General features: G+C 49.5%; 30 protein-coding genes. 4 read left to right on the top strand and 26 right to left on the bottom strand.

Annotated elements, in window-relative coordinates:
- Positions 1-68: 68 nt before the first annotated feature.
- From AC0VZ8_RS11065 to AC0VZ8_RS11000, 14 genes are all read right to left on the bottom strand, one after another.
- A complete protein-coding gene (locus tag AC0VZ8_RS11065; RefSeq protein WP_260063993.1) occupies positions 69-1,703 on the bottom strand; it encodes a spore germination protein in 1,635 nt (544 codons plus the stop codon).
- Between the two features lie 23 nt (positions 1,704-1,726).
- Complete coding sequence (locus AC0VZ8_RS11060) at positions 1,727-2,155, bottom strand: stage V sporulation protein AB (RefSeq protein WP_071223890.1); 429 nt, start codon at positions 2,153-2,155, stop codon at positions 1,727-1,729.
- The gene (locus tag AC0VZ8_RS11055; RefSeq protein WP_071223889.1) at positions 2,152-2,796 is read right to left on the bottom strand and encodes a stage V sporulation protein AA; all 645 of its coding nucleotides are present in this window, start codon (positions 2,794-2,796) and stop codon (positions 2,152-2,154) included. The genes AC0VZ8_RS11060 and AC0VZ8_RS11055 overlap by 4 nt, the downstream gene beginning before the upstream one ends.
- A gap of 182 nt (positions 2,797-2,978) precedes the next feature.
- Positions 2,979-3,734, bottom strand: coding sequence for an RNA polymerase sporulation sigma factor SigF (gene sigF, locus AC0VZ8_RS11050; protein ID WP_006209412.1), 756 nt, complete (start codon positions 3,732-3,734; stop codon positions 2,979-2,981).
- An 11-nt stretch (positions 3,735-3,745) separates the two neighbouring features.
- Entirely contained in the window at positions 3,746-4,204 is a 459-nt protein-coding gene (spoIIAB, locus tag AC0VZ8_RS11045) for an anti-sigma F factor (protein ID WP_071223888.1), read from the bottom strand.
- A complete protein-coding gene (spoIIAA, locus tag AC0VZ8_RS11040; RefSeq protein ID WP_071223887.1) occupies positions 4,201-4,554 on the bottom strand; it encodes an anti-sigma F factor antagonist in 354 nt (117 codons plus the stop codon). The genes spoIIAB and spoIIAA overlap by 4 nt, the downstream gene beginning before the upstream one ends.
- Before the next feature lie 91 nt (positions 4,555-4,645).
- A complete protein-coding gene (locus AC0VZ8_RS11035; RefSeq protein ID WP_071223886.1) occupies positions 4,646-5,836 on the bottom strand; it encodes a D-alanyl-D-alanine carboxypeptidase family protein in 1,191 nt (396 codons plus the stop codon).
- 310 nt (positions 5,837-6,146) lie between these two features.
- On the bottom strand, positions 6,147-6,971 hold the full coding sequence (locus AC0VZ8_RS11030; RefSeq protein WP_071223885.1) for a purine-nucleoside phosphorylase: 825 nt from the start codon (positions 6,969-6,971) through the stop codon (positions 6,147-6,149).
- A gap of 55 nt (positions 6,972-7,026) precedes the next feature.
- Entirely contained in the window at positions 7,027-7,911 is an 885-nt protein-coding gene (locus tag AC0VZ8_RS11025) for a site-specific tyrosine recombinase (RefSeq protein WP_475486833.1), read from the bottom strand.
- Between the two features lie 42 nt (positions 7,912-7,953).
- Positions 7,954-8,187: a YqzK family protein gene (locus tag AC0VZ8_RS11020; RefSeq protein WP_100536268.1), complete on the bottom strand. Its 234-nt coding sequence runs from the start codon at positions 8,185-8,187 to the stop codon at positions 7,954-7,956.
- A 336-nt stretch (positions 8,188-8,523) separates the two neighbouring features.
- Positions 8,524-8,988: a ferric iron uptake transcriptional regulator gene (gene fur, locus AC0VZ8_RS11015; RefSeq protein WP_006209405.1), complete on the bottom strand. Its 465-nt coding sequence runs from the start codon at positions 8,986-8,988 to the stop codon at positions 8,524-8,526.
- Between the two features lie 109 nt (positions 8,989-9,097).
- Positions 9,098-9,721, bottom strand: a complete 624-nt coding sequence (spoIIM, locus tag AC0VZ8_RS11010) for a stage II sporulation protein M (protein WP_071223882.1) — start codon at positions 9,719-9,721, stop codon at positions 9,098-9,100.
- Between the two features lie 87 nt (positions 9,722-9,808).
- On the bottom strand, positions 9,809-11,026 hold the full coding sequence (locus tag AC0VZ8_RS11005; RefSeq protein ID WP_475486832.1) for an endonuclease Q family protein: 1,218 nt from the start codon (positions 11,024-11,026) through the stop codon (positions 9,809-9,811).
- Between the two features lies 1 nt (position 11,027).
- Positions 11,028-11,609 carry an NUDIX domain-containing protein gene (locus AC0VZ8_RS11000; RefSeq protein ID WP_260063996.1) on the bottom strand — a complete coding sequence of 194 codons (582 nt, stop codon included), beginning with the start codon at positions 11,607-11,609 and terminating at the stop codon, positions 11,028-11,030.
- 94 nt (positions 11,610-11,703) lie between these two features.
- Here AC0VZ8_RS11000 and mciZ point away from each other — a divergent pair, with 94 nt between their 5' ends.
- Entirely contained in the window at positions 11,704-11,862 is a 159-nt protein-coding gene (gene mciZ, locus AC0VZ8_RS10995) for a Z-ring formation inhibitor MciZ (RefSeq protein WP_194541891.1), read from the top strand.
- A gap of 103 nt (positions 11,863-11,965) precedes the next feature.
- Positions 11,966-13,177, top strand: a complete 1,212-nt coding sequence (locus AC0VZ8_RS10990; protein WP_475486831.1) for a tetratricopeptide repeat protein — start codon at positions 11,966-11,968, stop codon at positions 13,175-13,177.
- Between the two features lie 78 nt (positions 13,178-13,255).
- Here the strand turns inward: AC0VZ8_RS10990 and AC0VZ8_RS10985 are convergent, their stop codons facing one another.
- The gene (locus AC0VZ8_RS10985) at positions 13,256-14,386 is read right to left on the bottom strand and encodes a tripeptidase T (protein ID WP_475486830.1); all 1,131 of its coding nucleotides are present in this window, start codon (positions 14,384-14,386) and stop codon (positions 13,256-13,258) included.
- Between the two features lie 113 nt (positions 14,387-14,499).
- On the opposite strand from AC0VZ8_RS10985, the gene prli42 reads away from it, so the two are divergent.
- Positions 14,500-14,601: a stressosome-associated protein Prli42 gene (prli42, locus tag AC0VZ8_RS10980; protein ID WP_162487679.1), complete on the top strand. Its 102-nt coding sequence runs from the start codon at positions 14,500-14,502 to the stop codon at positions 14,599-14,601.
- A 26-nt stretch (positions 14,602-14,627) separates the two neighbouring features.
- Here the strand turns inward: prli42 and lipB are convergent, their stop codons facing one another.
- The 5 genes from lipB to lpdA form a co-directional block, all read right to left on the bottom strand.
- Positions 14,628-15,308 (bottom strand): lipoyl(octanoyl) transferase LipB, encoded by a 681-nt coding sequence (gene lipB, locus AC0VZ8_RS10975; protein WP_071223877.1) that lies wholly within the window; start codon positions 15,306-15,308, stop codon positions 14,628-14,630.
- 123 nt (positions 15,309-15,431) lie between these two features.
- Positions 15,432-16,838 (bottom strand): dihydrolipoamide acetyltransferase family protein, encoded by a 1,407-nt coding sequence (locus tag AC0VZ8_RS10970; RefSeq protein ID WP_475486829.1) that lies wholly within the window; start codon positions 16,836-16,838, stop codon positions 15,432-15,434.
- Between the two features lie 17 nt (positions 16,839-16,855).
- Positions 16,856-17,842, bottom strand: a complete 987-nt coding sequence (locus tag AC0VZ8_RS10965; RefSeq protein WP_475486828.1) for an alpha-ketoacid dehydrogenase subunit beta — start codon at positions 17,840-17,842, stop codon at positions 16,856-16,858.
- A gap of 3 nt (positions 17,843-17,845) precedes the next feature.
- Complete coding sequence (locus AC0VZ8_RS10960; RefSeq protein ID WP_260064004.1) at positions 17,846-18,874, bottom strand: thiamine pyrophosphate-dependent dehydrogenase E1 component subunit alpha; 1,029 nt, start codon at positions 18,872-18,874, stop codon at positions 17,846-17,848.
- A 178-nt stretch (positions 18,875-19,052) separates the two neighbouring features.
- Positions 19,053-20,474 carry a dihydrolipoyl dehydrogenase gene (lpdA, locus tag AC0VZ8_RS10955; RefSeq protein ID WP_071223873.1) on the bottom strand — a complete coding sequence of 474 codons (1,422 nt, stop codon included), beginning with the start codon at positions 20,472-20,474 and terminating at the stop codon, positions 19,053-19,055.
- Between the two features lie 156 nt (positions 20,475-20,630).
- Between lpdA and AC0VZ8_RS10950 the strand changes: the two genes are divergently transcribed.
- Complete coding sequence (locus AC0VZ8_RS10950; RefSeq protein ID WP_071223872.1) at positions 20,631-20,936, top strand: DUF2627 domain-containing protein; 306 nt, start codon at positions 20,631-20,633, stop codon at positions 20,934-20,936.
- A gap of 63 nt (positions 20,937-20,999) precedes the next feature.
- Here the strand turns inward: AC0VZ8_RS10950 and AC0VZ8_RS10945 are convergent, their stop codons facing one another.
- From AC0VZ8_RS10945 to AC0VZ8_RS10920, 6 genes are all read right to left on the bottom strand, one after another.
- Entirely contained in the window at positions 21,000-21,212 is a 213-nt protein-coding gene (locus tag AC0VZ8_RS10945) for a hypothetical protein (RefSeq protein ID WP_475486827.1), read from the bottom strand.
- Between the two features lie 68 nt (positions 21,213-21,280).
- The gene (locus AC0VZ8_RS10940) at positions 21,281-22,168 is read right to left on the bottom strand and encodes an NAD-dependent epimerase/dehydratase family protein (protein WP_475486826.1); all 888 of its coding nucleotides are present in this window, start codon (positions 22,166-22,168) and stop codon (positions 21,281-21,283) included.
- 240 nt (positions 22,169-22,408) lie between these two features.
- Positions 22,409-23,383 carry a glycoside hydrolase family 43 protein gene (locus AC0VZ8_RS10935; RefSeq protein ID WP_071223869.1) on the bottom strand — a complete coding sequence of 325 codons (975 nt, stop codon included), beginning with the start codon at positions 23,381-23,383 and terminating at the stop codon, positions 22,409-22,411.
- A 79-nt stretch (positions 23,384-23,462) separates the two neighbouring features.
- The gene (locus AC0VZ8_RS10930) at positions 23,463-24,374 is read right to left on the bottom strand and encodes a carbohydrate ABC transporter permease (RefSeq protein ID WP_475486825.1); all 912 of its coding nucleotides are present in this window, start codon (positions 24,372-24,374) and stop codon (positions 23,463-23,465) included.
- Positions 24,375-24,428: 54 nt separating this feature from the next.
- Positions 24,429-25,304 (bottom strand): carbohydrate ABC transporter permease, encoded by an 876-nt coding sequence (locus AC0VZ8_RS10925; RefSeq protein WP_071223867.1) that lies wholly within the window; start codon positions 25,302-25,304, stop codon positions 24,429-24,431.
- A gap of 82 nt (positions 25,305-25,386) precedes the next feature.
- Positions 25,387-26,628 (bottom strand): extracellular solute-binding protein, encoded by a 1,242-nt coding sequence (locus tag AC0VZ8_RS10920; RefSeq protein ID WP_260064010.1) that lies wholly within the window; start codon positions 26,626-26,628, stop codon positions 25,387-25,389.
- Positions 26,629-26,752 lie beyond the last annotated feature (124 nt).

The following is a 26,752-nucleotide window of genomic DNA, read 5'->3' as shown; positions in this document are numbered from 1 at the left end:
TGTTCACAGTATAGCAGACAACGGAAGGTAATCAAAATGGATTTTTCAACACAACATTTGTGTTATTGTTATTGCTCGCCCCTCGGATTCATTTCAGGACCCATTTTGGTGTTGTCGCGCGTTTTATTGTGGGCCGGGCGTCTTCTTGATAGAAGCAGCGGTTTGCGGAACAAAATTTCGCCCATCGCTTTTGCACTAAATGGTATAAATGGCCACAAGTAAGAGGAATTGTAGGAACGGTGTGTCGTCAGGAGCAGAATCAGAAGCGTCGTCCCGATGACAAAACCCTTCACCGCAAACAGGGCTGTTGCAAGCAGAAGGAGCAGCCTGACCATCCGGTTGGCAAGTCCCAGCTCATAACTCGGAGTTGCATACATCCCGATGGATGCAACCGCCATATACAAGACGACCTCGTTGACAAACAATCCGGTCTTAACGGCGATATCGCCGATCAAGATGGCAGCGATCAACCCCATCGCCGACGCTAGCGGCGTCGGTGTATGAACGGCAGCCAAGCGGAGCAAATCCACGCCGAATTCAACGATCAAAAACTGCAGGATAATCGGAATTTTAGCGTTCTCCTGCGGACCGATGATATCGAGTCCCGGCGGCTTCAGTTCAGGATGGACAACAAGCAGCATCCACAGCGGGAGCAGAAACATGGATGCAAAAATGCCAATAAAACGTATCCAGCGGAGATATGTCCCCATAAATGGGGTTTGGCGATTCTCCTCGGCATGCTGACACAGATCCAAAAACGTGGTTGGCATAATCATCACGCTCGGTGAAGTATCTACCATGACAACAACTCGGCCTTCGAGCAGATGGGAGGATACAACATCCGGCCGTTCCGAATATCGGACCAGCGGAAAAGGGTGCCAGCCTTTGTTCACGATTGCTTCTTCGAGCTGTTTATCTCCTAGTGGAAGCCCCTCTAAATCCACCTCCTTGATTTTATCGCGAATCGCCTCAACCTGCGTGCGGTCCACGATATCATCAATGAAAACCAGACACACATCGGTTCTCGTCCGCCTTCCGACCTTCATGACCTCGACGTGAAGTCCCGGATCACGAACCCGTCTTCGCACCAGGTTCACGTTGGTAACGAGTGTCTCCGTAAAACCATCTCTTGCGCCGCGAACGACACGTTCCACCGCAGGCTCCTCGAGCCCGCGCACAGGATATTTCCGGGTATCCAACAAGATGGCGGAATGCGCATCCTCAATGAACAGCGCACATATACCGGAGAGCACTTCGTTAATCACTTTGCTGAGTCTTGTATCCCGCTCCACTTGGACATGGGGAATATAGCGGGTCATCATCTCGGTAAGTGCCTGATTGCTCACATCCTCCGGTGTCAGATACGTCAGCCTTGTCAGTATATCCGTCACCACGGCATCATTCGTGAAGCCGTTTAGGAAGAGAAGCCCCGCATTTCTGCCGGCAAAGTTCATTTCACGGAATACCACATCAAACGAAACTCCAAGACCGATAACTTCCTTAAGCACTTTTTTCAGATCACTCAGCTTTGCGGGGACATGGTCTGTGTGCTGCCAGTAGATGACGGATTCCTCGGTGCTGTTGGAGGTTTCGGCCTCCCTCTTCTCCGCCAGCTCCTGTTCCTCCAATGCTTTGATCTCCGATGGCGGAATGATCGGAATATCGGTCTCCCGTTCGCCGTTATATGTTGTTTTCTCGTCCATAACCTACCTCCTAGCCTTAACTATTACTTGCTGTAAACAAACCAGTCGAACAGAGAGCCCGCTACTTTGCCTGCGACCATGGCCATAAGAAGACCGAACAAATACCCCGTCAACCGGAGCCGCTTGGCCAGAATCGGCAATACATTCAATACTTCGGTCAATGCGGCTGCCAGCATGCCGATGAATATCCCGCACATCAATCCGATCACGGTACTCACAACCGGTCCCAAAGGAACGGACCATCGCCAGAAATCGGCCACCGTGCCGATAAAAGATCCGGCAATTAAAGCCCCTTCATACCAATGGACCCGGTTGTACGTTGCCGTCAGCTGGGACAATCTCGGAATGATGTCCAGCACGATGATGAGCGCAATGACTCCGCCGCCGACGGCGATGCCCCCAGCTACGCCAAGAACAATGGTGAATATCCCTTGCAGAATGGATATCATCATGGTTCCTTACCTGGTGTATCCGCGCTGGCGTTCATTTTCCGATATTCTTCGGCGACCACGAACTGATCCAGATTTTCCTGATAGAGGTACATTTCCACCTCGAGCGGGGTCGGTTCTTCATTCCATTTTTTCTTGAACAAATGATTGAAGAACACCGTCATTCCGAATCCGAGCCCGAGCGAGTATGCAATCTGGAACAAATAAGGATGCTCGTCTCTTTTCCCCGTCACCATCTCGACGATTCGGATCTGTACCTCGAGCATGTTGACATCGGCATGGAAGTTCATAATGGTAAGCGCCGAACCGAAAAACAAGAGCAGCCAAATGAGCGGGAACCACAATTTGGACCGCTTGCTCTCCGGACCAATAAGCTCTACCAGGGTATGATGGTTTCCCATCGGTTCAATATGGGCGCCAGGAATCAAGGCTTGAATTTTCGGGATGATTTGTATCAGATCCATGACAAGGCGGTTGCCATCGATATCCTTCGGCTGCGTAAGCGGCAAGGCTCTCAGCCGTTTCTCCCATTCGGGCTCGCAGACTATGAAGGCGACATCACCTAGTTTGACGGTCTGGTTTCTTGGTAACCGTATGCGGCTCCTTAGCTGCAGAAACACCGTCGGAGTGGGATTAACCTTCATCCGAAACACTCCTTTACTGCTAAATTACCGTTAGTATGGGAAATGTCTCTCCTTTCTACTCGGATTTACCATACTTTCTTTATCCGCTCCATCAACAGGGAGGTTGTTGAAAAATGAAAAGACGCCGTCCCCTAAGGGCGGCGTCAGTTTGAGCAGTTCTTTAGAATAACGGCTGCGAGCCGCTACTGCGCGATCTCGTTCCGTATGCTCTGCAATATTTTTTTCTCAAGTCGCGATACCTGTACTTGGGATATGCCCAGCCGGCTGGCAACTTCCGACTGCGTCTGATCCCGGTAATACCGCAGATATACAATGAGCCGCTCCCGTTCGGTCAAGCCGCCTATCGCTTCATTCAAGGCCAGCTTGTCGAACCATCGTTCCTGCGATTCATCAGCTATCTGATCCATTAGCGTTATGGGATCCCCGTCATTTTCAAATACGGTCTCATGAATCGAGGTTGGCGGTTTGTTCGCCTCTTGGGCAAACACCACTTCCTCGGGGGTTACCCCAAGCTCTTCGGCAACCTCTTTCACCGTTGGAAGCCGATCGAGCTGCTTGGACAGCTCGTCCCGCTTCTTCCTGACTTTGTTGGCCATTTCCTTAAGCGAACGGCTGACCTTCAGGGTCCCGTCGTCCCTTAAGAAGCGCTGAATTTCTCCGATGATCATCGGTACGGCATAGGTCGAGAACTTTACGTCATAACTGAGATCGAACTTGTCCACGGATTTGAGGAGACCGATACAGCCGATCTGAAACAGATCATCAGGCTCATACCCCCGGTTCATAAACCGCTGAACGACAGACCAGACAAGACGAATATTACAGTTGACGAGCGTGTCCCGGGCGACATTATCCCCGCTTTGGCTAAGTGCAATGAGTCGTTTGACCTCCGCGTCGTCCAAATAAGTCTGCGAAGTTTTCTTCACATCGGCATCCATTTGTCCAACCCCTAATTATATAAAGCTTTCTTAGATTCGATCCTCTTTTTCATTTTGATCGACGTACCGCTGCCTGGTTCGCTGACCACTTCAAATTCATCCATGAAATTTTCCATGATGGTGAATCCCATGCCGGATCGCTCCAGCTCTGGCTTTGATGTATAAAGCGGCTGCTTGGCCATCTCCAAGTCTTCGATCCCATGGCCGGAATCTTCAATGCACAGCGTGATCATATCCCCGTCTATGGAGGCTTCAATCTTGACAACCCCATCCGGATCACTATCATAACCGTGGATAATGCTGTTTGTGACCGCTTCGGAGACTACCGTTTTTAGGTCACTCAGCTCATCCATGTTGGGATCCATCTGGGAGATGAACGCAGCCACGGCGACACGGGCAAAGGATTCGTTTTCCGACTTTGCGGCAAACTGCAGAGTCATAAAATTATGCTGTGCTTTTCCTTCACTCATGACACTACCTCCAAACCCGAGAGTGCCGTGCTCTCGTTCTCATATATCGGCATGATCTTGAACAGCCCCGACATTTCAAGCAAGCGGTAAACCTGCGGCTTGACATCGCATACCGCCATCTTTCCGCCTTTTTGCTTGATGAATTTATAGCGTCCCAGGATGACCCCAAGTCCCGAGCTGTCCATAAAGTCCAAGTCCTTTAAGCTCAGCACCAAGTGCTCTGTTTGACGTCTCTGAATAGCTTCATCCAGCTGCATCCGGACATGATCAGCCGTATGATGATCCAGTTCCCCGGACAGACGGACAATCAGTACATGCCTGTGATGCTCCATATCAACATGCAGATTCATGTTTGCTCACTCTCCTCCCTGACATGAACAAAGATTTCTACATTTGAAAATGACATTCCTGCATCCCGACAAAACTAGAAGAAAACTCCTATTAATCTACATGAAACAACCTGCCGGTTGTCCGTTTAAAGAGCTTCCAGAATCCGGCCTTCTTCACCTCGACAGGAGATGTCAGCTCGAACTCCTTCACGACCCGATCACCTTGATATACCGTTAGCTTGCCGACGACTTGTCCGGCGGCTACCGGCGCCTTCAAATTCGGGTCCATCTGAATCTCATGACGGATATCCGGACTTTTTACGCCCTTCTTAACCAGCACGCTGTAATCTTTATCCGCTTGAATCGAGATCTCAGGCACGGTTCCCTTCTGGACCTTCACGATACCTAACACTTCACCCGGTTTATAGATGGAATGCATCGAATACTGGGAGAAGGCATAGTCAAACATGCGAGATACTTCATTATTCCGAGTCTTTGTATCCGGAGCTCCCATGACAACGGCTACAGCGCGCAGTCCGTCCCGTTTGGCCGTTGCCGATAAACAGAATTTGGCCTCTGACGTGTATCCGGTTTTCAATCCGTCAGCACCCGTGTAGAATCGAACCAGCTTGTTTGTGTTGACCAGCCAGAACGGTTTTTCTGAATCTTTACGTAAATAATCCTGATAGGCTCCCGTATATTTGGTGATCTGGTCATATTTCAGCAGCTCCCGGCTCATGACCGCAATGTCGTGGGCCGAAGTATAGTGATTCTCTGCAGGAAGTCCGTTGCAGTTCACAAAATGTGTATCCTTCATTCCCAGCTCGGCCGCTTTCTCGTTCATCAGCTTCACAAACGCTTCCTCTGAGCCGGCAATTTTCTCCGCCACCGCGACGGAGGCATCATTGCCTGATGCCATGGCTATGCCTTTGAGCATCTCATCCACCGTCATCTCTTCGCCGGGCTCAAGAAAGATCTGTGACCCGCCCATGGAGGCCGCATATTCGCTGGTACGCACCTTATCCGTCCACTGCAATTGTCCTTCATCGATGGCCTCCATCGTAAGCAGCATCGTCATAATTTTGGTGATGCTCGCCGGAGGCAGCTTATCATGGCTGTTTTTCTCGTAAATAATGGTTCCGGTATCCGCATCCAGCAATATAGCAGAACGAGCACCTGGTGCCAGTTCCTCTTGAGATGATCCTTCGCCGGGTTTGCTTTTTTCTTCTGCATAACTTGGTACAGCCGCACTGGACAACCCTACAAATAGAACCAGCAATCCAGCGATTAACGCTTTTTTCACTTCCATCCCCTCCTGACATTCGTAATGGCATCCCGAAAAATAACGGGTCTGCTATTCATTGTCGTCAGGATGAAAACAAATTATTCCAGTATTTTACGGAAATATTATCACTTGATCTTAAAAGGAACACAGAATAACCCCATAAAGTGGAGCCTATGCTTCGATGCTTATTCCAAATACTTTGCGGGGACCCCAAACACGTATAAATGCGAATACAGAATGGTTCAGCTTCGCTGAAAACTTATAGCAAAAAAGCTGGACTCGGCAGATATAAATCCGCCGGAGCCCAGCCCCTTGCTAAAATGGGTTATTACATTTTTGGAATAATGGCCATGACAAGCGCAAGGAATTTCTCCCGGACCTTCTCGGCAGTCTCCATAACCTCGTCATGGGATAGCGGCTGATCCAATATTCCGGCTGCCATGTTGCTGATGCAGGAGATGCCCAGCACTTCAAGACCGGCATGTCTGGCCACAATGACCTCAGACACCGTAGACATGCCTACCGCATCCGCGCCGAGCGTACGCAGCATGACGATCTCGGCAGGCGTTTCATAGGTTGGTCCGAGCAAACCTGCATAGACCCCTTCTCTAAGCGCAATGCCCTGACCCACCGCGACTTCTTTTGCCAATTGGCGAAGCTGACGGCTGTAAGCCTGGGACATGTCCGGGAACCGAACGCCAAGCTCCGGATCATTCGGCCCGATTAACGGGTTGGTGCCTGTCATGTTCAGATGATCGGAGATCAGCATGAGGTCACCCGGCTCGAAGGACGTGTTGATGCCGCCCGCCGCATTGGTAACCAGCAGGCTTTTCACGCCCAGCTCTTTCATGACGCGCACCGGGAAAGCCGTCACTTCCGGACCATAGCCTTCATACATATGGAAACGGCCCTTCATCAGAACGACAGGTCGATCGTGTATCGTGCCCAGCAGCAGTTCTCCTTCATGGCCTTCTACGGTGGACACGGGAAAATGAGGAATGTCCGTGTACGGGATGGAGACCGGATTCTCAATTAATTCTGCCAGCACGCCGAGTCCTGAACCCAAAATCAAGCCGACCTGGGGCTCGACACCCTTCTGCCCGCGTATGTATGCCGCTGCTTCCTTAATGCTTTCCTGATGAATTGAACTCATGTTCATACCTCTCCTAACTGAGAATAAGTTGTAGATCCTAGTCGAGCAGGTCCCGCTAAGATCTCGGGTGAAAATGATCATATACTTCCTTCATGCTTTTCTTGGTGGATTGATACATGCCGGTGGTGGATAATGCCGAGTGACCCAGCATCTCCTGAACCGAACGCAAGTCGGCGCCGTTCTGCAGCAAATGAATAGCAAACGAATGGCGAAGGGTATGCGGCGTGATCTCCTCATCGATATCGGCCAGCTTGCCATACTTTTTAATAATTTTCCAAAATCCCTGCCGTGTCAAGCGCGTACCGAGTGAATTCAGGAATAATGCATCCTCGTCCGCATCACGAATCAGCTTGTCCCGCATGTCTTGCATATAAAAAGCCACGCTCTCGGCTGCGATCTGAGTAATTGGAAGAATTCGCTCCTTCCCTCCGGAAACGGCACAGCGCAGAAATCGCAACTCCATATTTATGTCATGCGTATTCAAATTCACCAATTCCGACACCTTAATACCTGAAGCATATAGCAGTTCCAGCATCGCTTTGTCCCTGGCCCCCTGAGGGGTGCCGGAATCCGGGGCCGACAGCAGCTTGTCCACCTGCTCAATGGTTAGCGACTTGGGCGGCTTCCGTTCCGGCTTCGGATTATCCAGCAGCTGGGTCGGATCTTGTCCTATAACGGCTTGACGCACCAAATATTGAAAAAAGGAACGCAAGGAAGCCGTGCAGCGAAGCTGGCTTGATGCCGCCTTGCCCTGCTGCCTCAGTCTTCCCATGTATAATCCAAGCATGGTACGTGTAACTTCCTGCGGATTGATAACGTCTCTTTCCTCTGCAAAAGCAATGAATCCTTGTAAGTCGGCCCGGTACGATTCAATCGTACTTCGGGACAATCCCTTCACGTCTTCCAGATAGGTTACATATTCGTCCAGATATTGTTTCATGATCGTTTTGCTCCTATTCCCGTGTGCCCGTTACAAGCACGATCACTCCCCATACCAGTAGTACAATCGCAGACGTTCCGCCGGCGAATATCGGGAGTCCATGGTGCTTTCAGGCTGAAAAGCCTTAACCGCTTGACCGGAAGGCGCACGGTAAGGATCCACTGGGGTCAGCCAATCTCCCACCCAACCCAGCACGAAGTAAAAAAACATCGTCAGAACAGCAAACATCGTAATAAATCGGATCAGTGAGCCTATTTTTCGGATCGATATAATCACTGGCAGCGCCTCTCTTTCATCTTTGCTTGATCACCAAGTGAAAGTGGGTATTACAGGTATACTTCACGTAAATCCTATGATACAAGCTGCTGGATTATGACGCTTTCCTCTGATGTTCTTTAGTCATTGGACTTGGCGGTTATTGGGATAGAATAAAAAAAACGTCTTATCGACGTACATGGATGATGTAGAATGATAGATTGTTCTTGCGTGAACGATACGAACTCGTGCATGTTCCATATATATTTTGGTTACCATCTAAAAAACCCTCCCGGCTTACCGCCGTAGAGGGCTTGCCGTGATGGTCATCACTGCGGTTTGTTGAATGATATAAAATTATGATTTGTCCTGGTCATTCTTGCCCTTCTCTTTGCAACGGTAGCATATGCCATGGAAATCAAGCCGATGGTCATGAACGGTAAAGTTAAACTCTCGCTCTAACCGCTCTTCCAATGGACCGAGCCAATCCTCGCGTATCTCATCCATGCTTCCACATTGAGTACATATCAAATGATGATGGTGATGCTTCGAAGTATCTGTCCGCAAATCATAACGGGCGACACCATCGCCAAAATTTATCTTCTCGACAACATGAAGCTCACTGAGCAGCTCTAGGGTACGGTACACGGTTGCCAGACCGATCTCCGGAGCCTTCTCTTTCACGAGCATAAATACATCCTCTGCGCTAAGGTGGTCGTCTTCATTTTCCAACAATACGCTTACCGTGGCTTCCCGTTGGGGCGTTAATTTGTATCCTTGGGATTGTAGCTGCTGCTTAATTTTGTCGATCCGCGCTTCCATCGTTTCCCTCCCCCTTGGAAATCACTGCACGTTATTGTTCACTTCCTTCATTATAGGGGGATTTGACAAACAAAGTCAAACGGTTTTGCTTTATGGAAAAATTCGCGGATTATAGCAACATTGGCGTGACCCAGCGCATCATGGCCGGGGTTACCCAGGTTTCAAAAGAAGCGACTCCGAGCGTTATCAGGACCATGAAAAAGGTCAGCATCGCATACGAGGCAAAGGGCTTTACCATGCTCCCGCCGCGATTCATAATAAACCGGTCCCTGATGATGTATAGGGAGAAGGTTATCGCCGCTACGCTGCACATCATAAGCACGGGGATGATGAACAAATTTTGCGGCGCAATCGACACCAAGGCGAACAGCAGTCCTTTCCAAGAATACTGTCCGACCAAGTAACCGACCGTAAACCCAATGAGCACTCCTTTTAAGAAGTCCAATATCAATATTCCCGGAAGCCCGATGACGGACAATCCCAGAATCCATATCAAACCGATCCATTTCAGATGAAGGGCTGCGATGCTCCAGTAAGAAGACTGACTCATGGTTTCTCCACCGTCCTGCACGTTTACAAAAAAGTGGTTTAAATATCGGGCCATCTCCTGCTGCTGCTCCAATGAAAGTGCATTGACCATCAACGCTCCAAACAGGACGCCAACTAAAAACAAGACGCCCACGAACACATAGAGCATGGTCTGATCCTTAAAGGCTTGGCGGAATGATTGCATAGAATAGAGTCTCCTTTCTGTGTCTCTACTCTACTCTATGACCATCACCCTTCTTGTATGACCTAGCGATTGAAAGAGTTGGTCGATTTAGCGGAGAACCTTCCCGTAAGAGCCTCCCCCGCCATCCGATAAGGACAATGTCCCGTTCCTAGCCATCACAATGCTGGCAGCGAGCCCTTCCCCGGCAACAGCGGCAAGCTCCGCTTCCGTAGCCTGGTGAAGGATGTGCATTTCGGTGCCGAAAGCCCCCAGCAGCTTCGACATCGACGATTTGCCAAGGCCCGGGATGAACTCTAGCGGAACCTGATAGTGATATGCCGGCCGGCTTTGCGGTACTATGGGCTCTTTACGGTCAGCGATGTTCAGAATCCGATCAAACACGCCCTGCACCAGCTTGGTACTCCCGCAGTAAGGACAGCGCACCAATTCATGAATATCGCTGCCCTCCTCCAGAATGCTGTCACAGCCGCCGCAGTAAGTACGATGGTATTTTCCGAGTCTGGGATTAAGCCCGTAGTTCGCGCTGATTCTTCGACCGTTACTTGTTCCAAGCGCCTGGCGAAATTCGGTAAATGAAGGCTTCGCCATGTCAATCCGGTTGTATTCCCTGCCGATTTTCCCAAGCGAATGTGCATCCGAGTTGGTTAGAAAGGAGTAGGCGTCCAGTTCGCTTATCCGCCCGGCCATCGAGGAATCAGCACTGAGTCCAAGCTCTATTCCCGCAATCCCGTTCAGGTCCAGCACCTCGCTCATACGATCCGCCATGCTGCCGTACAGTCCCTTATGAGGCGTAAAGACGTGTGCAGGTATCAGCAGCCCGCCGCGATCCAAAATCTCCTGCTGCAGCTCACGAGGGCTGACATAGATGCGCTGTGAACTAAGCTGCACATTCTTCATGTATTTTGCCATCCAGACAGAAAACTCCTGAATGGTGTTCAGGTCAGGGAAATAGGCCAGCACATGGGCTGCGCCACGGCCGCTTTCGCGAATTTCAATCTCGCTTCCAAGCAGGATCACCGTATCCTGATACGCGATGCCGCCTCCATCTATCTCCTGCATGACGCCGCTGTCCAAACATTGGAGTATATCGTGCTGTACCGAAGGAGAATGGCAATCGATGATACCGATCATTTGGATGCCTTTGCGCTCCGAGGCCTCCACGGCTATATTCTCAAAGGTCAAATTGTTACTTGCGCTAATTTTCACAGCTTGTCCGCTGCTTGTGCGCCCTATGTGAATGTGCATGTCGCAGTAATAGGACTGAAGCTTCTCCCCGGTTGACATGTTCTTTTCAGGCTGCAGCATATCAGATTTTTCCTGTCAGGCTATACATATTCCAAGCATAAACGGCGAGAATGGTCTTCGCATCGCTGATTCTTTCTTCTTGTATAAGTGAATACGCCTCTTCCAGCGAGATTTCCATCATCTCTATAAATTCATCCTCATCCGGGTTCATGTCGCCGCTGACCAGATCCTCTGCCAGATATAAGTGAATGATCTCATCTGCAAATCCCGGGGAGGTATAAAAGGAATGCAGTTTACGAATGGAACCGCACGAATAACCCGTTTCTTCCTGTAGTTCGCGCTTCGCCGCTTCCAGCGGATCTTCCCCCCGCTCCAGCTTGCCTGCAGGGATTTCAACCTCACAACGCCCAAGCGGCTGACGAAATTGATTGACGGCCAACATTTTGTCGCCTTTTATAGCAAGCACCGCAACTGCGCCGGGGTGTCTGACAACTTCACGTTTCGCAGTCCCCCCATTGGGCAGTTTCACCGTATCGACCTGCAGTGAAATAATCTTCCCTTCAAAAATCGATTGGGTAGACAGGGTGGTTTCTTCCAGCAATTTATCCGAGGCTTCTCGGTTCTTACTGCCGATATCGCTCACAAAATGACCTCCTTTGTTTAAAAACGGCATGACTGACCATGCTATTGCATAAGGTGTATTATATCAAAATTTACAAGAAAGAAGGAACCTGCCCATGAAAAGCTACAAAGGGGATCATTCCGTACATATGGTAGGACAGGCTTGGCAGATCCGGATCATGCTGAAACAGTGGCAACAGCAATGGGGCTCGGAAACAAAGATTATGGATATAATTTCTAAGTCTTCTAAAAATATTTACGAAAACAAGGGGTGAAATTAGGTCTTACGACCTGATTTTCGACTTTTTTCTATTTTTTTCGAATACGGACCATGACCTTTACACCTATATGGGTGTTATAACATTGGGAGGCTTCGACATGCGACATATACCTATTATTGAAACCGAACCAATCACTAATCCACCTTCAACTGAATATGAGCGCGGTAAGTGGTACAAAAGACGCGGGTATCTTGAGAAGGCTTTAAAGAGCTTCAGGGAAGCTGCGCAATCCGGCCCGACCGACAAGACGAGCTCGGGCTGGAAGGAAGTTGATCTAAGCTGGCTCGAATACGGGTTATTGAGCATGCGGATGCGTTCCTTCGGCAAATCGGAGGAAGCTTTCAGAACCGTCGTACAGCATTCCGGTACCTACGTCCAAGAGGCTCTGAACAAGTGGGCTGCACTCCTGCACATGCAGGGGATTTCAGACAACACGATTTGTGAACGACTCCTGGACGAAACAAGAAGCTTTCCGGCTTCCAACATCATGGTTGGCAGATCACTATTCTACATCGGAGCTTATCCGGAAGCTGCCCATTGTTTTGCTAAACAGGGGAGTTTATATCCAGATACCTGTATCCAATATGTGGCTTGCCTGATCATGACGGGTCAAGTTTCTGTAGCCATGCAGCTCATCGACAGTTACCTTCGCGATTCGACTCACCACCTGCGCGAACTGCCTCGTCCAAGAACTTCTGAAGGGGCACAGCTGGCCAGAATCAGGCAGCTCTGCGAGTGGAACATAAACCATTCGATCCCTGACCGATTTATCGCCATGTCGGATACTATAGAATTAGCACGCGCTGCCGTTTCGCTTAATATGATATCCATAGCCGAACATCTGCTTACCCATAGCGGCGAGCATGCTTATTATGCTCTGATCTGTATTCTTTATGATGAAGGCTACAGAGGACTCGCAATTTCAAAATTAAACCAATTGGAAGCGCTGCCGCTTGAAGAGCAGGACAGCAACTGTATGAAAGTCTGCTTTATAGCGGCAGAGCATTTATATGATCAAGGAAAATATGATGAGGCTGCATCCCTGTTCGAGCAGCTTAGAGTGGTTTATCCCGGGCGTACAGAGATACGATTCGGCGAAGCTGCTTGTTATTTGCAGTCAGCCTTGATCTCCCTCTCTGCCCGCCTTGAGGAACAGTATTCCTCGGCAGTGGCGAGGAAAGAGATTGAACCATACATAGACAACATCAATGCCGCATTGCATGTGGTCGAGAACACGAACTGGCATACCACTTGGTCGCCTGCCCAAAAAAGACGGGAGAACCAATCGCCCATGGCAACCTTGAATTAATCGACAAATCTAAAAGCCCGCAGGGACGTAAAACGTCCGCCGCGGGCTTTATACATTTTCTTCATGTCTGATGATCGACTAAGCCTTAGCCGTTTCCTGGATGATCGCAACAACGATCTGTGCCGCCTTGACCAGATCTGCAGCTTGAATGCGCTCCTGTGTCGTATGAATATCTTGATATCCAATCGCCAAATTGACGGTTGGAATTCCAAGACCGTTAAAAATGTTGGCGTCACTACCGCCTCCGGAGCGGAACGTGCGGGTGGGCAAGCCCAAACCGCCGATGGCACGCTGCGCAAGCTGAACGACCTCATCATGTTCATTAAAACTAAAAGCCGGGTAGACTATCTCGCTAATGAACTCACAATTGGCATTGTACTCCCGCACGGTAGTTTCGAGCGCCTCACGCATATCATTTACTTGCTTATCCACTTTCTCTTGAACGATACTGCGTGCTTCAGCATCAATCTGAACATGATCACAGACGATGTTGGTTGCCCCTCCACCCTGAAACTTGCCAATGTTTGCCGTGGTTTCTTTGTCGATGCGTCCCAGCTTCATTTTGGCTATCGCTTTTGAAGCGACTTGAATGGCACTGATGCCATCCTCCGGATTCACTCCGGCGTGAGCCGACTTGCCCTTGATAATCATTTTGATTTTTGCTTGGGTCGGTGCGGCAACTGCAATGGAGCCTAATTCACCGTTGGAATCCAGGGCAAAGCCGAGATGCGCATCCAAAACATCAGGGTCAAGCGCACGAGCTCCCACCAAACCCGATTCCTCACCTACCGTAATGACAAACTGGACTTGTCCGTGGGGAATGTTATTTTCCCGGATAACCCGAATACCTTCCAGCAGTGCGGCGATGCCCGCTTTGTCATCAGCCCCGAGGATAGTCGTTCCATCACTTCGAATCCAGCCATCATCACCCAAGGTCGGCTTAATGCCTTTACCTGGCGTTACGGTGTCCATATGGCAGGTGAATAGCAGTTTAGGCGCTTGCGAGGACGCCTCGTCCGCTTTCCAGGTAATAATCAGATTTCCTGCTCCGTGCCCTGTCTTCTCTCTGGCATCATCTTCGATGACGTCAAAGCCAAGAACGGAAAATTTATGTTTGAGAACCTTGGAGATCTCTTCTTCATGCTTGGTTTCACTATCGACCTGAACCAATTCCATAAACTCTTGGATGATACGCTCTTCTGAGATCACTGGACTTCCCTCTCTTTCGCAGATACGATACAATGTCTTTATATCTATATCACAATGAAATGATGCTGCTGCATGTATGTTCATCATTAAACCTATTTCAAAGGAGTTACACAATGCAACGTAAAAAGTGGTTTCGAATTGTTATCTACCTCATGCTGATTGCCATGATTGGATCAACGCTGCTGGTTATCCTTGAGCCATTGTTCCTTCGCTGACACCCTGCATTTACGAGCGCCTGCTGTTACAACCAACGAGCCTCATATGGAAATACCCGGGTGAAGAAAGGCACGATCTCCCGGGCTACTTCCTCTACTTCAAAAACCCGCCCCGTACAGTCTTCCAATGAAGTTACACCATATTCCTGTATGCCGCATGGAATGATTCCAGCGAATCCCGCGTCGGCGATCCCGGATTTAATATTAAACGCAAAACCATGGCTTGTCACAAATCCGCGATGCTGGCGGGCTTTATTGAATTTAACGCCGATGGCGCAAATTTTCAGATCCCCTACCCATACCCCGGTGTACTCGGGTTTGCGGCCGGCTTCGATGTTGTATGATGCCAAGTAATCGATGATGACCTGTTCCACATCGCGCAGAAATCCGTGCAGATTCAAATTCTTGCCGCCGTCCAGCAGTAACAGCGGATACCCGACAAGCTGTCCAGGACCATGATATGTAATGTCACCGCCACGATCGATTTCAAACAAGCCGATGCCCTGCTTCTCCAATTCCTCTTTGCTTAAAAGCAAGTGCTCCGGATGACGCTGCGACCCCATGGTATAGGTCGGAGGATGTTGAAGGAGCATCAAGCATTCATGCTGCTCCCCCTGATCGATGGCGGAAACATGTTGTTTCTGAAGCTCCCAAGCCATGCCATAATCTACAACCGGCGTATACGATACATCTAACGGTTTATTCATGTGCTAACGCCTTCTTTCATAGGGTTCCCACTAACCAATGAATGCTCCTGTAATTGACTTTGGTATAAATGACGTCTGCGAACCTTCTTCCGAAGAATCAGTCCGCAGATGCATTGAAGAACATTAATACAGCTTCGTATCCAGGGTATAACCTTCCAGGTTATCTTTGACCCGTTGCAGGAATCTTCCGCAGATAACCCCATCCAAAATCCGATGATCGAGGGATAGACACAGGTTCGCCATGGAACGAACAGCGATCATATCATTGATGACCACAGGCTTTTTAACAATGGATTCAAACGTTAGAATCGCAGCCTGCGGATAGTTGATAATCGGATAAGACAAAATCGAACCGAAGGATCCCGTATTGTTCACCGTAAAGGTACCACCCTGCATGTCGTCTAACTTCAGCTTGCCTTCACGGGTCTTGCGTGCAAGCTCTTCGATCTCTCTAGCCAAGCCGGCAATATTCTTCTGATCGGCACGGTGGATGACCGGCGTCAGCACGGAATCCTCTGTTCCGACGGCCAGGGACAGATTGATATCGCGCTTCACTACGATTTTATCCACGGCCCAGAACGAATTCATGATCGGATAATCTTTAATTGCGTTCACAACGGCTTTTAGCAAAAAGGCCAGATAGGTCAGATTAACCCCTTCCTTACGCTTGAACTCGTCCTTCAGCTGATTACGCAGCAATACGATGTTGGTCACGTCGACCTCAATCATCGTCCACGCGTGCGGAATCTCCGTCACGCTTTGACGCATATTTCTGGCGATCGCATTACGCATCGGCGTAACATCGATAAAGTATTCCGATCTGCCGCCTTCCATTCCTTCCACTTCGATGGTTGGAATTTTCGGCGATTCCGTCAAATGCAGCCCGGAATGACGCACATCCGGAATAGCTGTGCCAAGTGGAGGCGACGGTTCCGCAGGCGTCTGATGCTGCAGCCCTTGAAACGGCGAAGTCCCGCTAGGCTGTATCGTTTCTTGCGGTGCTTGGGCGCTCTGGACTGGTGCTGCTCCGGCAGGAGCGCCTTGGCCTTGGGCTGCTCCTCCCTTTTCAATATAAGCCAGTACGTCTTTACGAGTGATTCTGCCGCCCATGCCTGATCCCTGTACTCGCGAAAGATCAATCTGATGCTCGGCTGCCAGTGTTTGCACAGCTGGGGAATACCGGAAACGCATCGAACCTTCTTCGCTGCCGCTTCCCTCATGCTGACTCACGGGAGCACTTGCAGCCGGCTGGGGAGAAGGATCTGCCCCTTGACCGGAAGCGACAGCGATCCGGCAAATGATCTCGCCAACATTGACGGTCTGGCCCTCCTGGGCAAGAATCTCTCCCATGACGCCGTCCAAGGTGGATGGAATCTCGGCATTGACTTTGTCGGTAATGACTTCACAGATCGGTTCGTACTGCTCGATGGCATCCCCCGGCTTCTTCAGCCACTTGGCAATGGTCGCCGAAACAAGGGATTCCGCCAGCTGAGGCATTGTAACATCGGTCAATTTCTGATTTTGTGACATGCTCACACTCCCTGTTCTTAGTAAAGCGCCAATTGACGCATGGATTCTTTGACTTTGTCCTTGTTAAGCATGAAGAATTTCTCCATCGGCGGACTGATTGGCATAGCTGGTACATCCGGACCGCACAAGCGCATGATCGGGGCATCCAGATCATAGAGGCAGTGCTCCGCAATAATCGCGGCTACTTCCCCTCCGACGCCACCGGTCTTATTATCTTCATGAACGATCAGCACTTTACCCGTTGCACGGGCCGCTTCAATAATCGCTTCCCGGTCAAGCGGCTGTATCGTACGCAGATCCAGAACATGCGCGCTGATGCCTTCTTCCTGCTCAAGCTCTTCGGCAGCCTGCATGGCAAAGTGCAGCGGCAGACTGTAGCTGATCACCGTAATATCCGACCCTTCGCGCAGCAATTTCGCTTTGCCGATCGGTACAACGTAATCATCTTCCGGTACATCGCCAGTAATCAGCTTGTAGCATTTTTTGTTCTCAAAGAACAGTACCGGATCCGGGTCGCGTATCGCAGCTTTCAGCAGCCCCTTCGCATCATAGGCCGAGTACGGCGCAACGATTTTCAATCCCGGCGTTCCGAAGAAAACCGATTCCGGGCACTGGGAATGATACAATCCTCCGAATATTCCGCCGCCGATCGGCGCACGAATCACGACGGGACAGCTCCAGTCGTTATTGGAACGATAGCGGATTTTCGCTGCTTCACTAATAATCTGATTGGTTGCCGGGAACATGAAATCCGAATATTGCATCTCGGCAATCGGCTTCATGCCATACATGGCCGCTCCGATAGCGACACCGGCAATCGCGGACTCCGCGAGCGGGGTATCAAGCACCCTCATTTCGCCGAACTGATCCATCAAACCCTTGGTTGTTGTAAACACGCCGCCTTTGACGCCTACGTCCTCGCCTAACACGAATACGGACTCGTCACGCTCCATCTCTTCCTTCATGGCCAGGCGAATTGCATCGATATATTCCATTACCGCCATCTTTTACACGCCCCCTTCATCATCGGCATATACGTGAAGAAGCGTATCTTCAGGCTTCGGAAATGGAGCCAAGTCTGCAGATTCCGTCGCTTCTTTGATCTCCAGGTTTAATTGCGCAATCAGATCCTGATCGCGTGCTTCGTCCCAGAGCCCGCAGTCGACCAAATAGTTCTTAAAGCGGGCGACGCCGTCTTTCTTCCAGTTCTCTTCGACCTCTTCTTTAGTCCGGTACGCCAAATCGTTATCCGATGTGGAGTGCGGAGACAAACGGTACATCATGGATTCGATCAGTGTCGGACCTTCTCCGCGAATCGCACGCTCACGCGCTTCCTTCACGGCTGCATAGACCTCGAGCGCATCGTTACCATCCACTCGAATGCCGGGGAATCCATAACCGAGCGCGCGGTCGCTTACCTTCCCGCTAATCTGTTTATGAAGCGGCACCGAAATGGCGTATTGGTTATTCTCGCACATGATAATGACAGGAAGTTTGTGAACGCCCGCAAAGTTGCAGCCCTCGTGAAAATCCCCCTGATTGCTTGAGCCTTCGCCAAACGTAACAAACGATACAAAATCCTTCTTCTGCATCTTCGCCGCCAGTGCGATACCCACTGCATGCGGAAGCTGTGTGGTTACAGGGCTGGAGCCCGTCACAATTCGCAGGCGTTTACTGCCAAAGTGTCCAGGCATCTGCCGTCCGCCGCTGTTCGGATCCTCGGCCTTGGCAAAAGCCGACAGCATCAGTTCGCGAGGCGTCATGCCCACTGCCAATACGAATCCATAGTCGCGGTAATAGGGTAAAAAGTAATCTTTCTCCCGGTCGAGGGCAAACGCAGCAGCAACCTGACACGTCTCCTGCCCGATCCCGGATACGTGAAAATTAATTTTGCCCGCACGCTGCAGCAGCAGGTTGCGCTCATCGAATTTTCGCGCCAGCACCATATATTTGTACATGTCTAGCACTTGTCCGTCGGTCAGTCCAAGCTGCGCATGCCTATTGTTGTTTGCCGTAACCGTTTCATGTTCTTTCATGGAGATCCCTCCTTTATGTGAGCCATGACTTCAGGCTTGATCCTTCGCCTTGCAACCTAAGTTTAAAGGCATATTTGATCAAGTATTAAAACCTGGTACTAAGACTTGGCTTAATGTTATTATAATCCCTTTCTCGGCAAAAAGAAATGAGGGATTCCACAAAAGGATGTACTTATCCTTATAATCCGATGGCTCGTCCATCCACCGCAAGCATCGCTTCGCCGATGATTTCGGATAAGGATGGATGGGCATGCACCGCCGCTCCCACTTCCCATGGCGTCGCATCCAGTACTTGCGCCAGTGCCGCTTCGCCGATCAGCTCCGTAACATGCGGACCAATCATATGCACGCCCAGAATATCCTGCGTCTTCTGATCGGCAATGACCTTCACGAACCCCTCCTTCGTTCCGTGGATCAAAGATTTGCCTATCGCCGAGAACGGGAATTTTCCGATCCTGATCTCATGTCCGCGTTCTTTGGCCTGCTTCTCCGTTAGTCCGACGCTGGCTACCTCATGACGGGTATAGATGCAGCGAGGGATCCATTCGCTTCTGTAGGCTTCCGTCTTCTCGCCTGCCAGATGGTTCACCGCTGCTATCCCTTCGTGGCTTGCTGCATGGGCAAGCTGAAGACCCCCGATGCAATCGCCGATTGCGTAAATATGGGGCTCTGTTGTTTGCATATTGACATTCACCACAATGACGCCGTTCGCAACCCGAACGTCGGTATTTTCAAGCCCGATATTTTCAGTGTTACCGATTCTCCCGACAGAGAGAAGCAGCTTGTCCGCTGACAATGTTCTGGTATCGTCCTTTTGCTCAATCGTGATGGACACGCTTTGATTCCGAATCTCACAGCTGTCGGTTTGAATGGAAATGTTGGTGATCACCTCTACGCCTCTGGCGGTGAGCATCTTTGTCAGCTCCCGTCCAACTTCCTCGTCTTCGGCTGGCAGTAGATGGGACGAAGCTTCAACAATCGTGACCTGAACGCCAAAATCATTCAGCATCGAGGCCCATTCCACGCCGATTACGCCGCCCCCTACGATGATGATGGATGCAGGCAGCTCATCCAGCTGAAGCGCATGGTCGCTTGTCAGTATATGTACGCCGTCAGGCTCTAGCCCCGGTAAGTGACGCGGACGCGAACCGGTTGCGATGATCAGATGAGTGGGAACCACGGTTTCCATCTCGCCGTCCGGAAGCTCAACCGCCACTGCCCCGCTGCGCGGAGAGAAAATGGACGGGCCGATAACCCTCCCTTTGCCCTGCACAACGGTAATTTTATTTTTGCGCATCAAATATTGAACGCCCTGGTGCAGCTGAGCGACGATACCGTCTTTGCGCTTCTGTACTTTGTCAAACGCTAGCCGGACCCCGTCCGTCTCGATGCCATAGCTCTCGCTATCCTTCATTTCCGCATACAGCTCGGCACTCCGAAGCAAAGATTTGCTCGGAATACAGCCGCGGTGCAAGCAGGTCCCCCCCAGTTTGTCCTGCTCGATGATGACCACATTTTTACCAAGCTGGGCAGCTCGGATGGCCGCAACATATCCACCGGTTCCCCCGCCAAGAATTGCTACATCACATGTTATAGCCACAACGGCACCTCCATAATAAGTCCAGATATACACTTTCATTGTACTCTCTTTTTTTCGGATTACAAAATCATCATCCATAATGGAAATAGACATTGCCTTATGAAAAAGGTATGATAAACGGTAGTTCATTACATCAGTCGCAGGAAGGAATCTTCTATGAAAATGTTAATTTCCCGCTTTATTGCCATCTTGATTTTGGTTATCCCGGGTTTTATGGCAATGAAGGGTTTCTTAATGATGAAAGATGCGGTTTTTTTATATATTTCCGTTCATGGGGATGACAGTGTGGCAAACCCCGCTTTCGGTTGGCTATCTTTTCTAGGCGGGCTGGCTCTGTTTGTCATTGGTATCGGATTCTTGGGCGGCTGGATTCTGTTCCGGGACCGCAAGCGAAATTACGTTGGACCAAGATTCAAAAAGAAGCGCCAAGCGCCGAAATCAGGAACGCCATCCAAAAGCTAATCCTATCAAATAAACACCGGGGAGCCCTCCCCGGTGTTTATCATATGTTCTGAACTCCGCCGTTTATTCCATCAATGCATCCTTCAATTTACTCGACATTCTGGTTTCTCTGGACGTCGCTTTCAGCGCGGTTTTCCGCAGATTGAAATTTTGCTTCGTCAAAGCTTCCAATTCTTCATACATTGCATGGATTAACGTCAGCGCTTCCGGAGATAAGCCTCCCATGGCTTCTACCTCTCGAATACGCTCTTTCCATACTGCCATCTTGTCGCTCATGCTGATCTTCCTTTCAGGGCATTTCCCTCTTATCTTTCTTCTAAACGATTATGATCCTGCTGCTTTCACTAGCGAACCTTCAAATCAGCGGACAATTCTGCAATCAATTTCGGCATCCAATCGTGCAAATCCCAAAATTTAAAGCCGCCAGCTGCCGCTCTGGCATGATCCATCGTCCAATCTCCCGGAATTCCAAATGGGGACATGTGGTCTGGTGAAGCCGAAGATTGCAGCGGTGCCGACCTTCCAACTTCCTGCTGGATCAGGCTCATCAATTCCCGGACCGAAATCATTCCGCTGGAGCAAGCATTGACTGGGCCCTCCAACTGAACTTGACCTGCCCATTCCAGGAACGCTGCCGCTTCCTCTGCATGCACAAACGAGATTTGCGCGTCAGGATCAGGCAAACCAATAGCTTCTCCTCTGGCTGCATGCTCAATATGAAAATGCAGTCTCCGCGTATAATCATCCGGTCCCAGCACAATCGGCAACCGGACAGCGGTAACGTTCAGGTTGTGGCGACCGAATAATACCGCCTCCGCCTGGCGCTTGCCTTCCTTATAGCTGTAGTCCCCGCTTTCGTTCATCATGACAGGGTATCTGTAAGGATCAAAGTCCTCTTCCCTCACCGGATGATCCGCAAAATCATAGACCGATAACGTAGAGGTCAGCACGTATTGTCCAATCCGTCCGGCAAAGATGTCTGCAGCTTGTCCCGCTTCTTCCGGAGTATAACATATATTATCGTACACGATATCAAAGTCCTGGCTTCCCACTGCCTGTTTTAAACCTTCCGGATCCTTTCGATCCACGGTAAGCCGCGAAACGGCACCCCCGAATGAATCCTGGTGATGTCCGCGCGTCAAAATCGTAACGGCATCGCCTTTAGCCAGCAGCCGGTTAACCAGCCTTTTACCGAAAAAGCGGGTCCCGCCCAATACTAATATCTTTGCCATTTATAATTCCTCCTTACCGGGAAATAAGAATATCATTAATAGTGCCGTACTTATACATCCTCAACCATTTCTTAAAACGATCAGTCCTCTTTTCTCCATCCATATCGAAGACTCCTTCTTTTTTCCTATTTTATATTATGCGGCTTATCTCCTGGAATGTAAAAACCGACCAAGCTGTTAAGCTCAGTCGGTCTGATGTTTGTAGATCGATTCGTTCTAAAACCCCAATTACAAATTGAATCATGGCTTGGAGACCGGTGCATCATCCGCTCTCGGCACCCCGAAATTCGGCGTTCCGTCCTCGTTCCACCGGATGACCTGTACGCGCGTATGCCGATTCGGATCATATAAAGGATCGCCCACGATCTCCTTGTAACTTCTTGCATGATACACCAGAATGTCCTGCGAGCCATCCTCGGAAATCGTGAAGCTGTTATGCCCTGGCCCATATTGGCCATTGGCTTCCGATGTCGTAAACACGGGCACCGGCGACTTGACCCAGGAGCTCGGATTCAGCAGATCACTGTCCTCATCGGCTGTCAGCAGCCCCATGGCATAATTGTGGTCCGTGGCGCTCGCGGAATAGGTCATGAATATTCGCCCGTTTCGCTTCAGAACGGCGGCCCCTTCGTTCACAAGATACCCGATCTTCTCCCAGTCGTACTCAGGAACCGAGATGCATACCTGTTCCCCTGTCAGGGTCCATGGATTTTCCATCAAAGAAATGTACAGATTGGAATTGCCTGGAATGCCCGGATCTTTCTGAGCCCATACATAATATCGTTTGCCTCTATGCTCAAAGGTTGTTGCGTCCAAGGCAAAAGATTCCCACTTCGTGACCACTTGCCCCTTCTCCACCCATTCCCCTTCGAGCGGGTTCGCCGAAACGTTCTCCAGTACGAACATGCGATGATCAAACAATCCGTCCCTCGTTTCTGAAGTATGGGCAGCGGCGAAGTACACATACCATTTGCCATCCAAATAATGAATCTCGGGTGCCCATATGTTGGCACTCATCAGGCCTGACTCATGCTTGCGCCAGATCGTAATTCCTTCAGCATCCGCAAGCCCATGTATCGTTTGCGAACGTCTAAGCTCAATACGGTCATACTCCGGCACGGAACCGGTAAAGTAATAATAACCATCGGTATGTTTATAGATCCAGGGATCAGCCCTTTGTTCAATCAGGGGATTTTTTATATATAATTCAGACATGGTGACGACTCCTATACCTTATAGTTTGACTTCCGCTAGCTTTCTATTTTTAATTGTTTCTATGAATCCTATCTTCTTGCTATCCTTTGATGCCTGCGTTTAAGTTAATCGACTGCACAAAGTATTTCTGGGCAAACAGGAACAACAGCAGCGTCGGAATGATGGCCAGGATCGCAGAACCCATCAATTGTCCGATCATGCGGTAATTGCCGTAAATGTCCTGTAACAACAGCAAACCTGCTGTGACCGGCATCTTCTCCACATCGGTATACACGATGACGGGCCAGAGGAAATCATTCCAGGAACCCGTAAATGAAAACAGGCCGCATACAATCAATACAGGTTTCATGAGCGGCAAAATAATAGAGTAATAGATTCTAAAATCTCCCGCTCCATCCACGCGTGCCGATTCATCCAAATCCTTGGGAACGCCCATCATGAATTGTCTGACCAAAAAAATGTTCCCCATCCCGGCCAAACCTGGGATGATCATTGCCCAAGACGTATTTACCCATCCCAGCGCATCAATGACTTTATAAGACGGGATCAGATTCACTACCCCAGGAAAGAAGGAAATCCCAAGCAAGATAAAGAACAAGGTATCTCTTCCCTTAAAGTTCATGCGCGAGTACCCATAACCTGTAATGGAAATGACAACGATCACGAGCAGCGTATGCATCGTTGCAATAAACACGGAGTTCATCAACCAGCGCAGAATGGGCGCGGTCGACGTGTTTTGCAGGATCGTGACATAATTATCAAAAATCCAGCTGTCGGGCAGCAGTCTGAAACCGCTGGAAACCACCTCAGCCTGGGACCGAAAAGATGTGGTAATGCCAAATATGACCGGAATTGCCCATATCACACACAGGATGATCAGAAATGCGTAAGCTATATATTTTGACACGCTTATGTTGGATGAAGCCTTCTTCGGACCAGAGCGACCAAGCTTGGAATCCGCGTTTACTTCATGTACTACCGGGTTCGACATTGCACAGTACACCTACCTTTTATCGTTTCCGTCGTTTGCAAGCTGATCATGCCGCTAGGACGCGTTTCGGTTCATCACATAATACTGAAGGGCTGAAATGACGAGAATGACCAGTCCGAGCAAAACCGCCATCGCGGATGCCATACCCGCAATCGATTCCCCGTGACCGAAGGCCAGCTGCCGGATATACATCATCAATACGGTCGTGCTCTGTCTGGGTCCTCCGTCCGTCATCATTAATGGCTGACCGAATACGTTAAAGGCTCCGGCTGTCGTCATAACAAAGGTATAGATCAGCGGAAAACGAATGGAAGGCAGTGTAATGCTTGAAAATCTGCGGACAGGCCCCGCTCCATCCATCTCGGCCGATTCATACAAATCCTTCGACACTCCGCTTATGGAAGCCCGGTAGATAATCATGTTGCCACCGACTCCGCCCCACACCGTAATGACAATGATGATCAGCCAGGCATAGGGCTGGTTGGCCGCCCAGACCGTTTCTGAGCCGAAAATATTGTTCGTGATCCCAAGCTGCTTATTGAAGATTAAAGACCAGATCAGTGCCGCTGCGGAAATCGAGATGAGTCCGGGAATATAGAGGATGGACTGAATCACATTTTTCATTTTCACTTTTTTGTGTTCCAGCGATACGGCAATCATTAACGGAATGATGATTAATATAGGGACGCTTAGCACAACAAAGATGAGCGTATTTTTTAATCCATTCATAAATTGGGTATAGAAGGTGGACTCCGTGTCAAACAGAATCGTTTTATAGTTGGCCAAGCCAACCCATACAGGGTCATTAATCAGATTCCATTGCGTAAAGGAAGCATAGATCCCGTATAGGGTCGGCAATAGAATAAATACGATAAAAAGTATCAGATGGGGACCTACAAAGAAATAAGGCGTCAACGACTTCTTATTCATACCCTTTCATTTCTCCTTTGGAAAAGAAAAGTGTCTTGTAAGCAAGGACACTTTTCTTTTTTTCAATCTGCTCTGCTGTCATTTACTTTGCAGCACTGTTGCCTTCCGCGATTTTATCCTCTACAAATTTCTGCATCGTCGCCAGGGTCTCGTCGATATCGACATTGCCTCGTACGATATCCGCTGCATATGTATCCACAGCCTCCGCTACGTATGGATAGTACTCGTAGGTGTAAATGTACAAGGATTCGATTTCTTTTTCGTTGGCGGTAAAGAATGACTGAATATAATTACTGTACTCCGGGCTCTCAATGACCTGTTTACTCGCTACGATCTGTCCCGCTTTTGCCCACTCAATCGAGTTTTGGCGAATGAATTCCAGGAACTGGCCGATGGCCTGCTCTTTCTCGTCCGTTCTCTTATCGTTCTTCAACATGGAGAATAAGTGCGAAGAGGCCCGGTTCGTATACTTATCAGCACTCGTCGAATAAATGTTCGTAACGCCAAAGTCCAATCCATCGACGGTTGCGTGTGCCGTCGAGCTCCATGTGCCGTCTGTGGAAAATAAAACGTTTCCAGATTGGAACATCAGATAGCCGTCCTCACCAAAAGGGGTCATCAAGCCTGCATCCGATATTTTCTTAATCTCCGTAAATGCTTGCTTCATGGCTTCTGTATTTACGGCCGGCTTGCCGTCTTGTTGAATGTCGCCGCCCAGGTTCTGGATTTGCGCTAACACAACCCAGCCCAATAGAGCGTCATTGATAACGTAATCGCCTTCATCCAACTTGCCTTGCAGCGACAAAATTTCATCAATGGTCACGACATCATCATCCAGGAAGCTTTCAACATTGTATTTTTTGAGCAAATTTTTATTGTAATACATCGCATTGCTGTGAATATCAAGGGGTACTGTATATTGGGTGCCCTCTACGTTTCCTGTTGCCCAGGCTTGCGGCAAATAATTATCCGCTTTCAATTCTGGCTGAGCTTGCATGACTGCCGTCATCGGCTCCAACACACCTTGCTTAACGAAGCTAGGAACGCGGTCTGCGTGAATAATGGACAGATCAGGAACGCCTTTGCCTGAATTCAGAACGGTAGATATTTTTGTATACATATCCGAGGTAATCACATGCTTCACTTTATATTCAGGATTGGTGGCGTTGTAATCTTTCACTAGCTGATCCATGTAAGCCCCGTCATCACCCGTCAAAGGCGTCCAGAAGGTAATGGTGTTCTTGTCCCCGCTGCCACATCCCCCCAGTACCGCTACCGCTAACAATACAAGTATCAGTGAAACCCCCATTTTTTTCTTCAACAAACTCTCCTCCTATTACTAATCATTTGGTTAATCATTTACCGGCATGGATCATGAAAACGATTAACTTTGGTTCAGTATACACTCGTTTTGAAAACGGTGTCAATAACATATGTATAAATCTTTA

Source organism: Paenibacillus sp. QJM3NY_38 (assembly GCF_056173265.1).
This window is presented reverse-complemented; position numbering and strand designations above follow the sequence as displayed.

What these genes read in the sequence shown, in the direction of transcription:
- AC0VZ8_RS11065 (WP_260063993.1), bottom strand. Translation starts at nt 1,703, where the DNA reads ATGGACGAGAAAACAACATATAACGGCGAACGGGAGACCGATATTCCG.
- AC0VZ8_RS11060 (WP_071223890.1), bottom strand. Translation starts at nt 2,155, where the DNA reads ATGATGATATCCATTCTGCAAGGGATATTCACCATTGTTCTTGGCGTA.
- AC0VZ8_RS11055 (WP_071223889.1), bottom strand. Translation starts at nt 2,796, where the DNA reads ATGAAGGTTAATCCCACTCCGACGGTGTTTCTGCAGCTAAGGAGCCGC.
- sigF (WP_006209412.1), bottom strand. Translation starts at nt 3,734, where the DNA reads ATGGATGCCGATGTGAAGAAAACTTCGCAGACTTATTTGGACGACGCG.
- spoIIAB (WP_071223888.1), bottom strand. Translation starts at nt 4,204, where the DNA reads ATGAGTGAAGGAAAAGCACAGCATAATTTTATGACTCTGCAGTTTGCC.
- spoIIAA (WP_071223887.1), bottom strand. Translation starts at nt 4,554, where the DNA reads ATGAATCTGCATGTTGATATGGAGCATCACAGGCATGTACTGATTGTC.
- AC0VZ8_RS11030 (WP_071223885.1), bottom strand. Translation starts at nt 6,971, where the DNA reads ATGAGTTCAATTCATCAGGAAAGCATTAAGGAAGCAGCGGCATACATA.
- AC0VZ8_RS11025 (WP_475486833.1), bottom strand. Translation starts at nt 7,911, where the DNA reads ATGAAACAATATCTGGACGAATATGTAACCTATCTGGAAGACGTGAAG.
- fur (WP_006209405.1), bottom strand. Translation starts at nt 8,988, where the DNA reads ATGGAAGCGCGGATCGACAAAATTAAGCAGCAGCTACAATCCCAAGGA.
- spoIIM (WP_071223882.1), bottom strand. Translation starts at nt 9,721, where the DNA reads ATGCAATCATTCCGCCAAGCCTTTAAGGATCAGACCATGCTCTATGTG.
- AC0VZ8_RS11005 (WP_475486832.1), bottom strand. Translation starts at nt 11,026, where the DNA reads ATGCTGCAGCCTGAAAAGAACATGTCAACCGGGGAGAAGCTTCAGTCC.
- mciZ (WP_194541891.1), top strand. Translation starts at nt 11,704, where the DNA reads ATGAAAAGCTACAAAGGGGATCATTCCGTACATATGGTAGGACAGGCT.
- AC0VZ8_RS10990 (WP_475486831.1), top strand. Translation starts at nt 11,966, where the DNA reads ATGCGACATATACCTATTATTGAAACCGAACCAATCACTAATCCACCT.
- prli42 (WP_162487679.1), top strand. Translation starts at nt 14,500, where the DNA reads ATGCAACGTAAAAAGTGGTTTCGAATTGTTATCTACCTCATGCTGATT.
- lipB (WP_071223877.1), bottom strand. Translation starts at nt 15,308, where the DNA reads ATGAATAAACCGTTAGATGTATCGTATACGCCGGTTGTAGATTATGGC.
- AC0VZ8_RS10970 (WP_475486829.1), bottom strand. Translation starts at nt 16,838, where the DNA reads ATGTCACAAAATCAGAAATTGACCGATGTTACAATGCCTCAGCTGGCG.
- AC0VZ8_RS10965 (WP_475486828.1), bottom strand. Translation starts at nt 17,842, where the DNA reads ATGGCGGTAATGGAATATATCGATGCAATTCGCCTGGCCATGAAGGAA.
- AC0VZ8_RS10960 (WP_260064004.1), bottom strand. Translation starts at nt 18,874, where the DNA reads ATGAAAGAACATGAAACGGTTACGGCAAACAACAATAGGCATGCGCAG.
- AC0VZ8_RS10950 (WP_071223872.1), top strand. Translation starts at nt 20,631, where the DNA reads ATGAAAATGTTAATTTCCCGCTTTATTGCCATCTTGATTTTGGTTATC.
- AC0VZ8_RS10945 (WP_475486827.1), bottom strand. Translation starts at nt 21,212, where the DNA reads ATGAGCGACAAGATGGCAGTATGGAAAGAGCGTATTCGAGAGGTAGAA.
- AC0VZ8_RS10940 (WP_475486826.1), bottom strand. Translation starts at nt 22,168, where the DNA reads ATGGCAAAGATATTAGTATTGGGCGGGACCCGCTTTTTCGGTAAAAGG.
- AC0VZ8_RS10935 (WP_071223869.1), bottom strand. Translation starts at nt 23,383, where the DNA reads ATGTCTGAATTATATATAAAAAATCCCCTGATTGAACAAAGGGCTGAT.
- AC0VZ8_RS10930 (WP_475486825.1), bottom strand. Translation starts at nt 24,374, where the DNA reads ATGTCGAACCCGGTAGTACATGAAGTAAACGCGGATTCCAAGCTTGGT.
- AC0VZ8_RS10925 (WP_071223867.1), bottom strand. Translation starts at nt 25,304, where the DNA reads ATGAATAAGAAGTCGTTGACGCCTTATTTCTTTGTAGGTCCCCATCTG.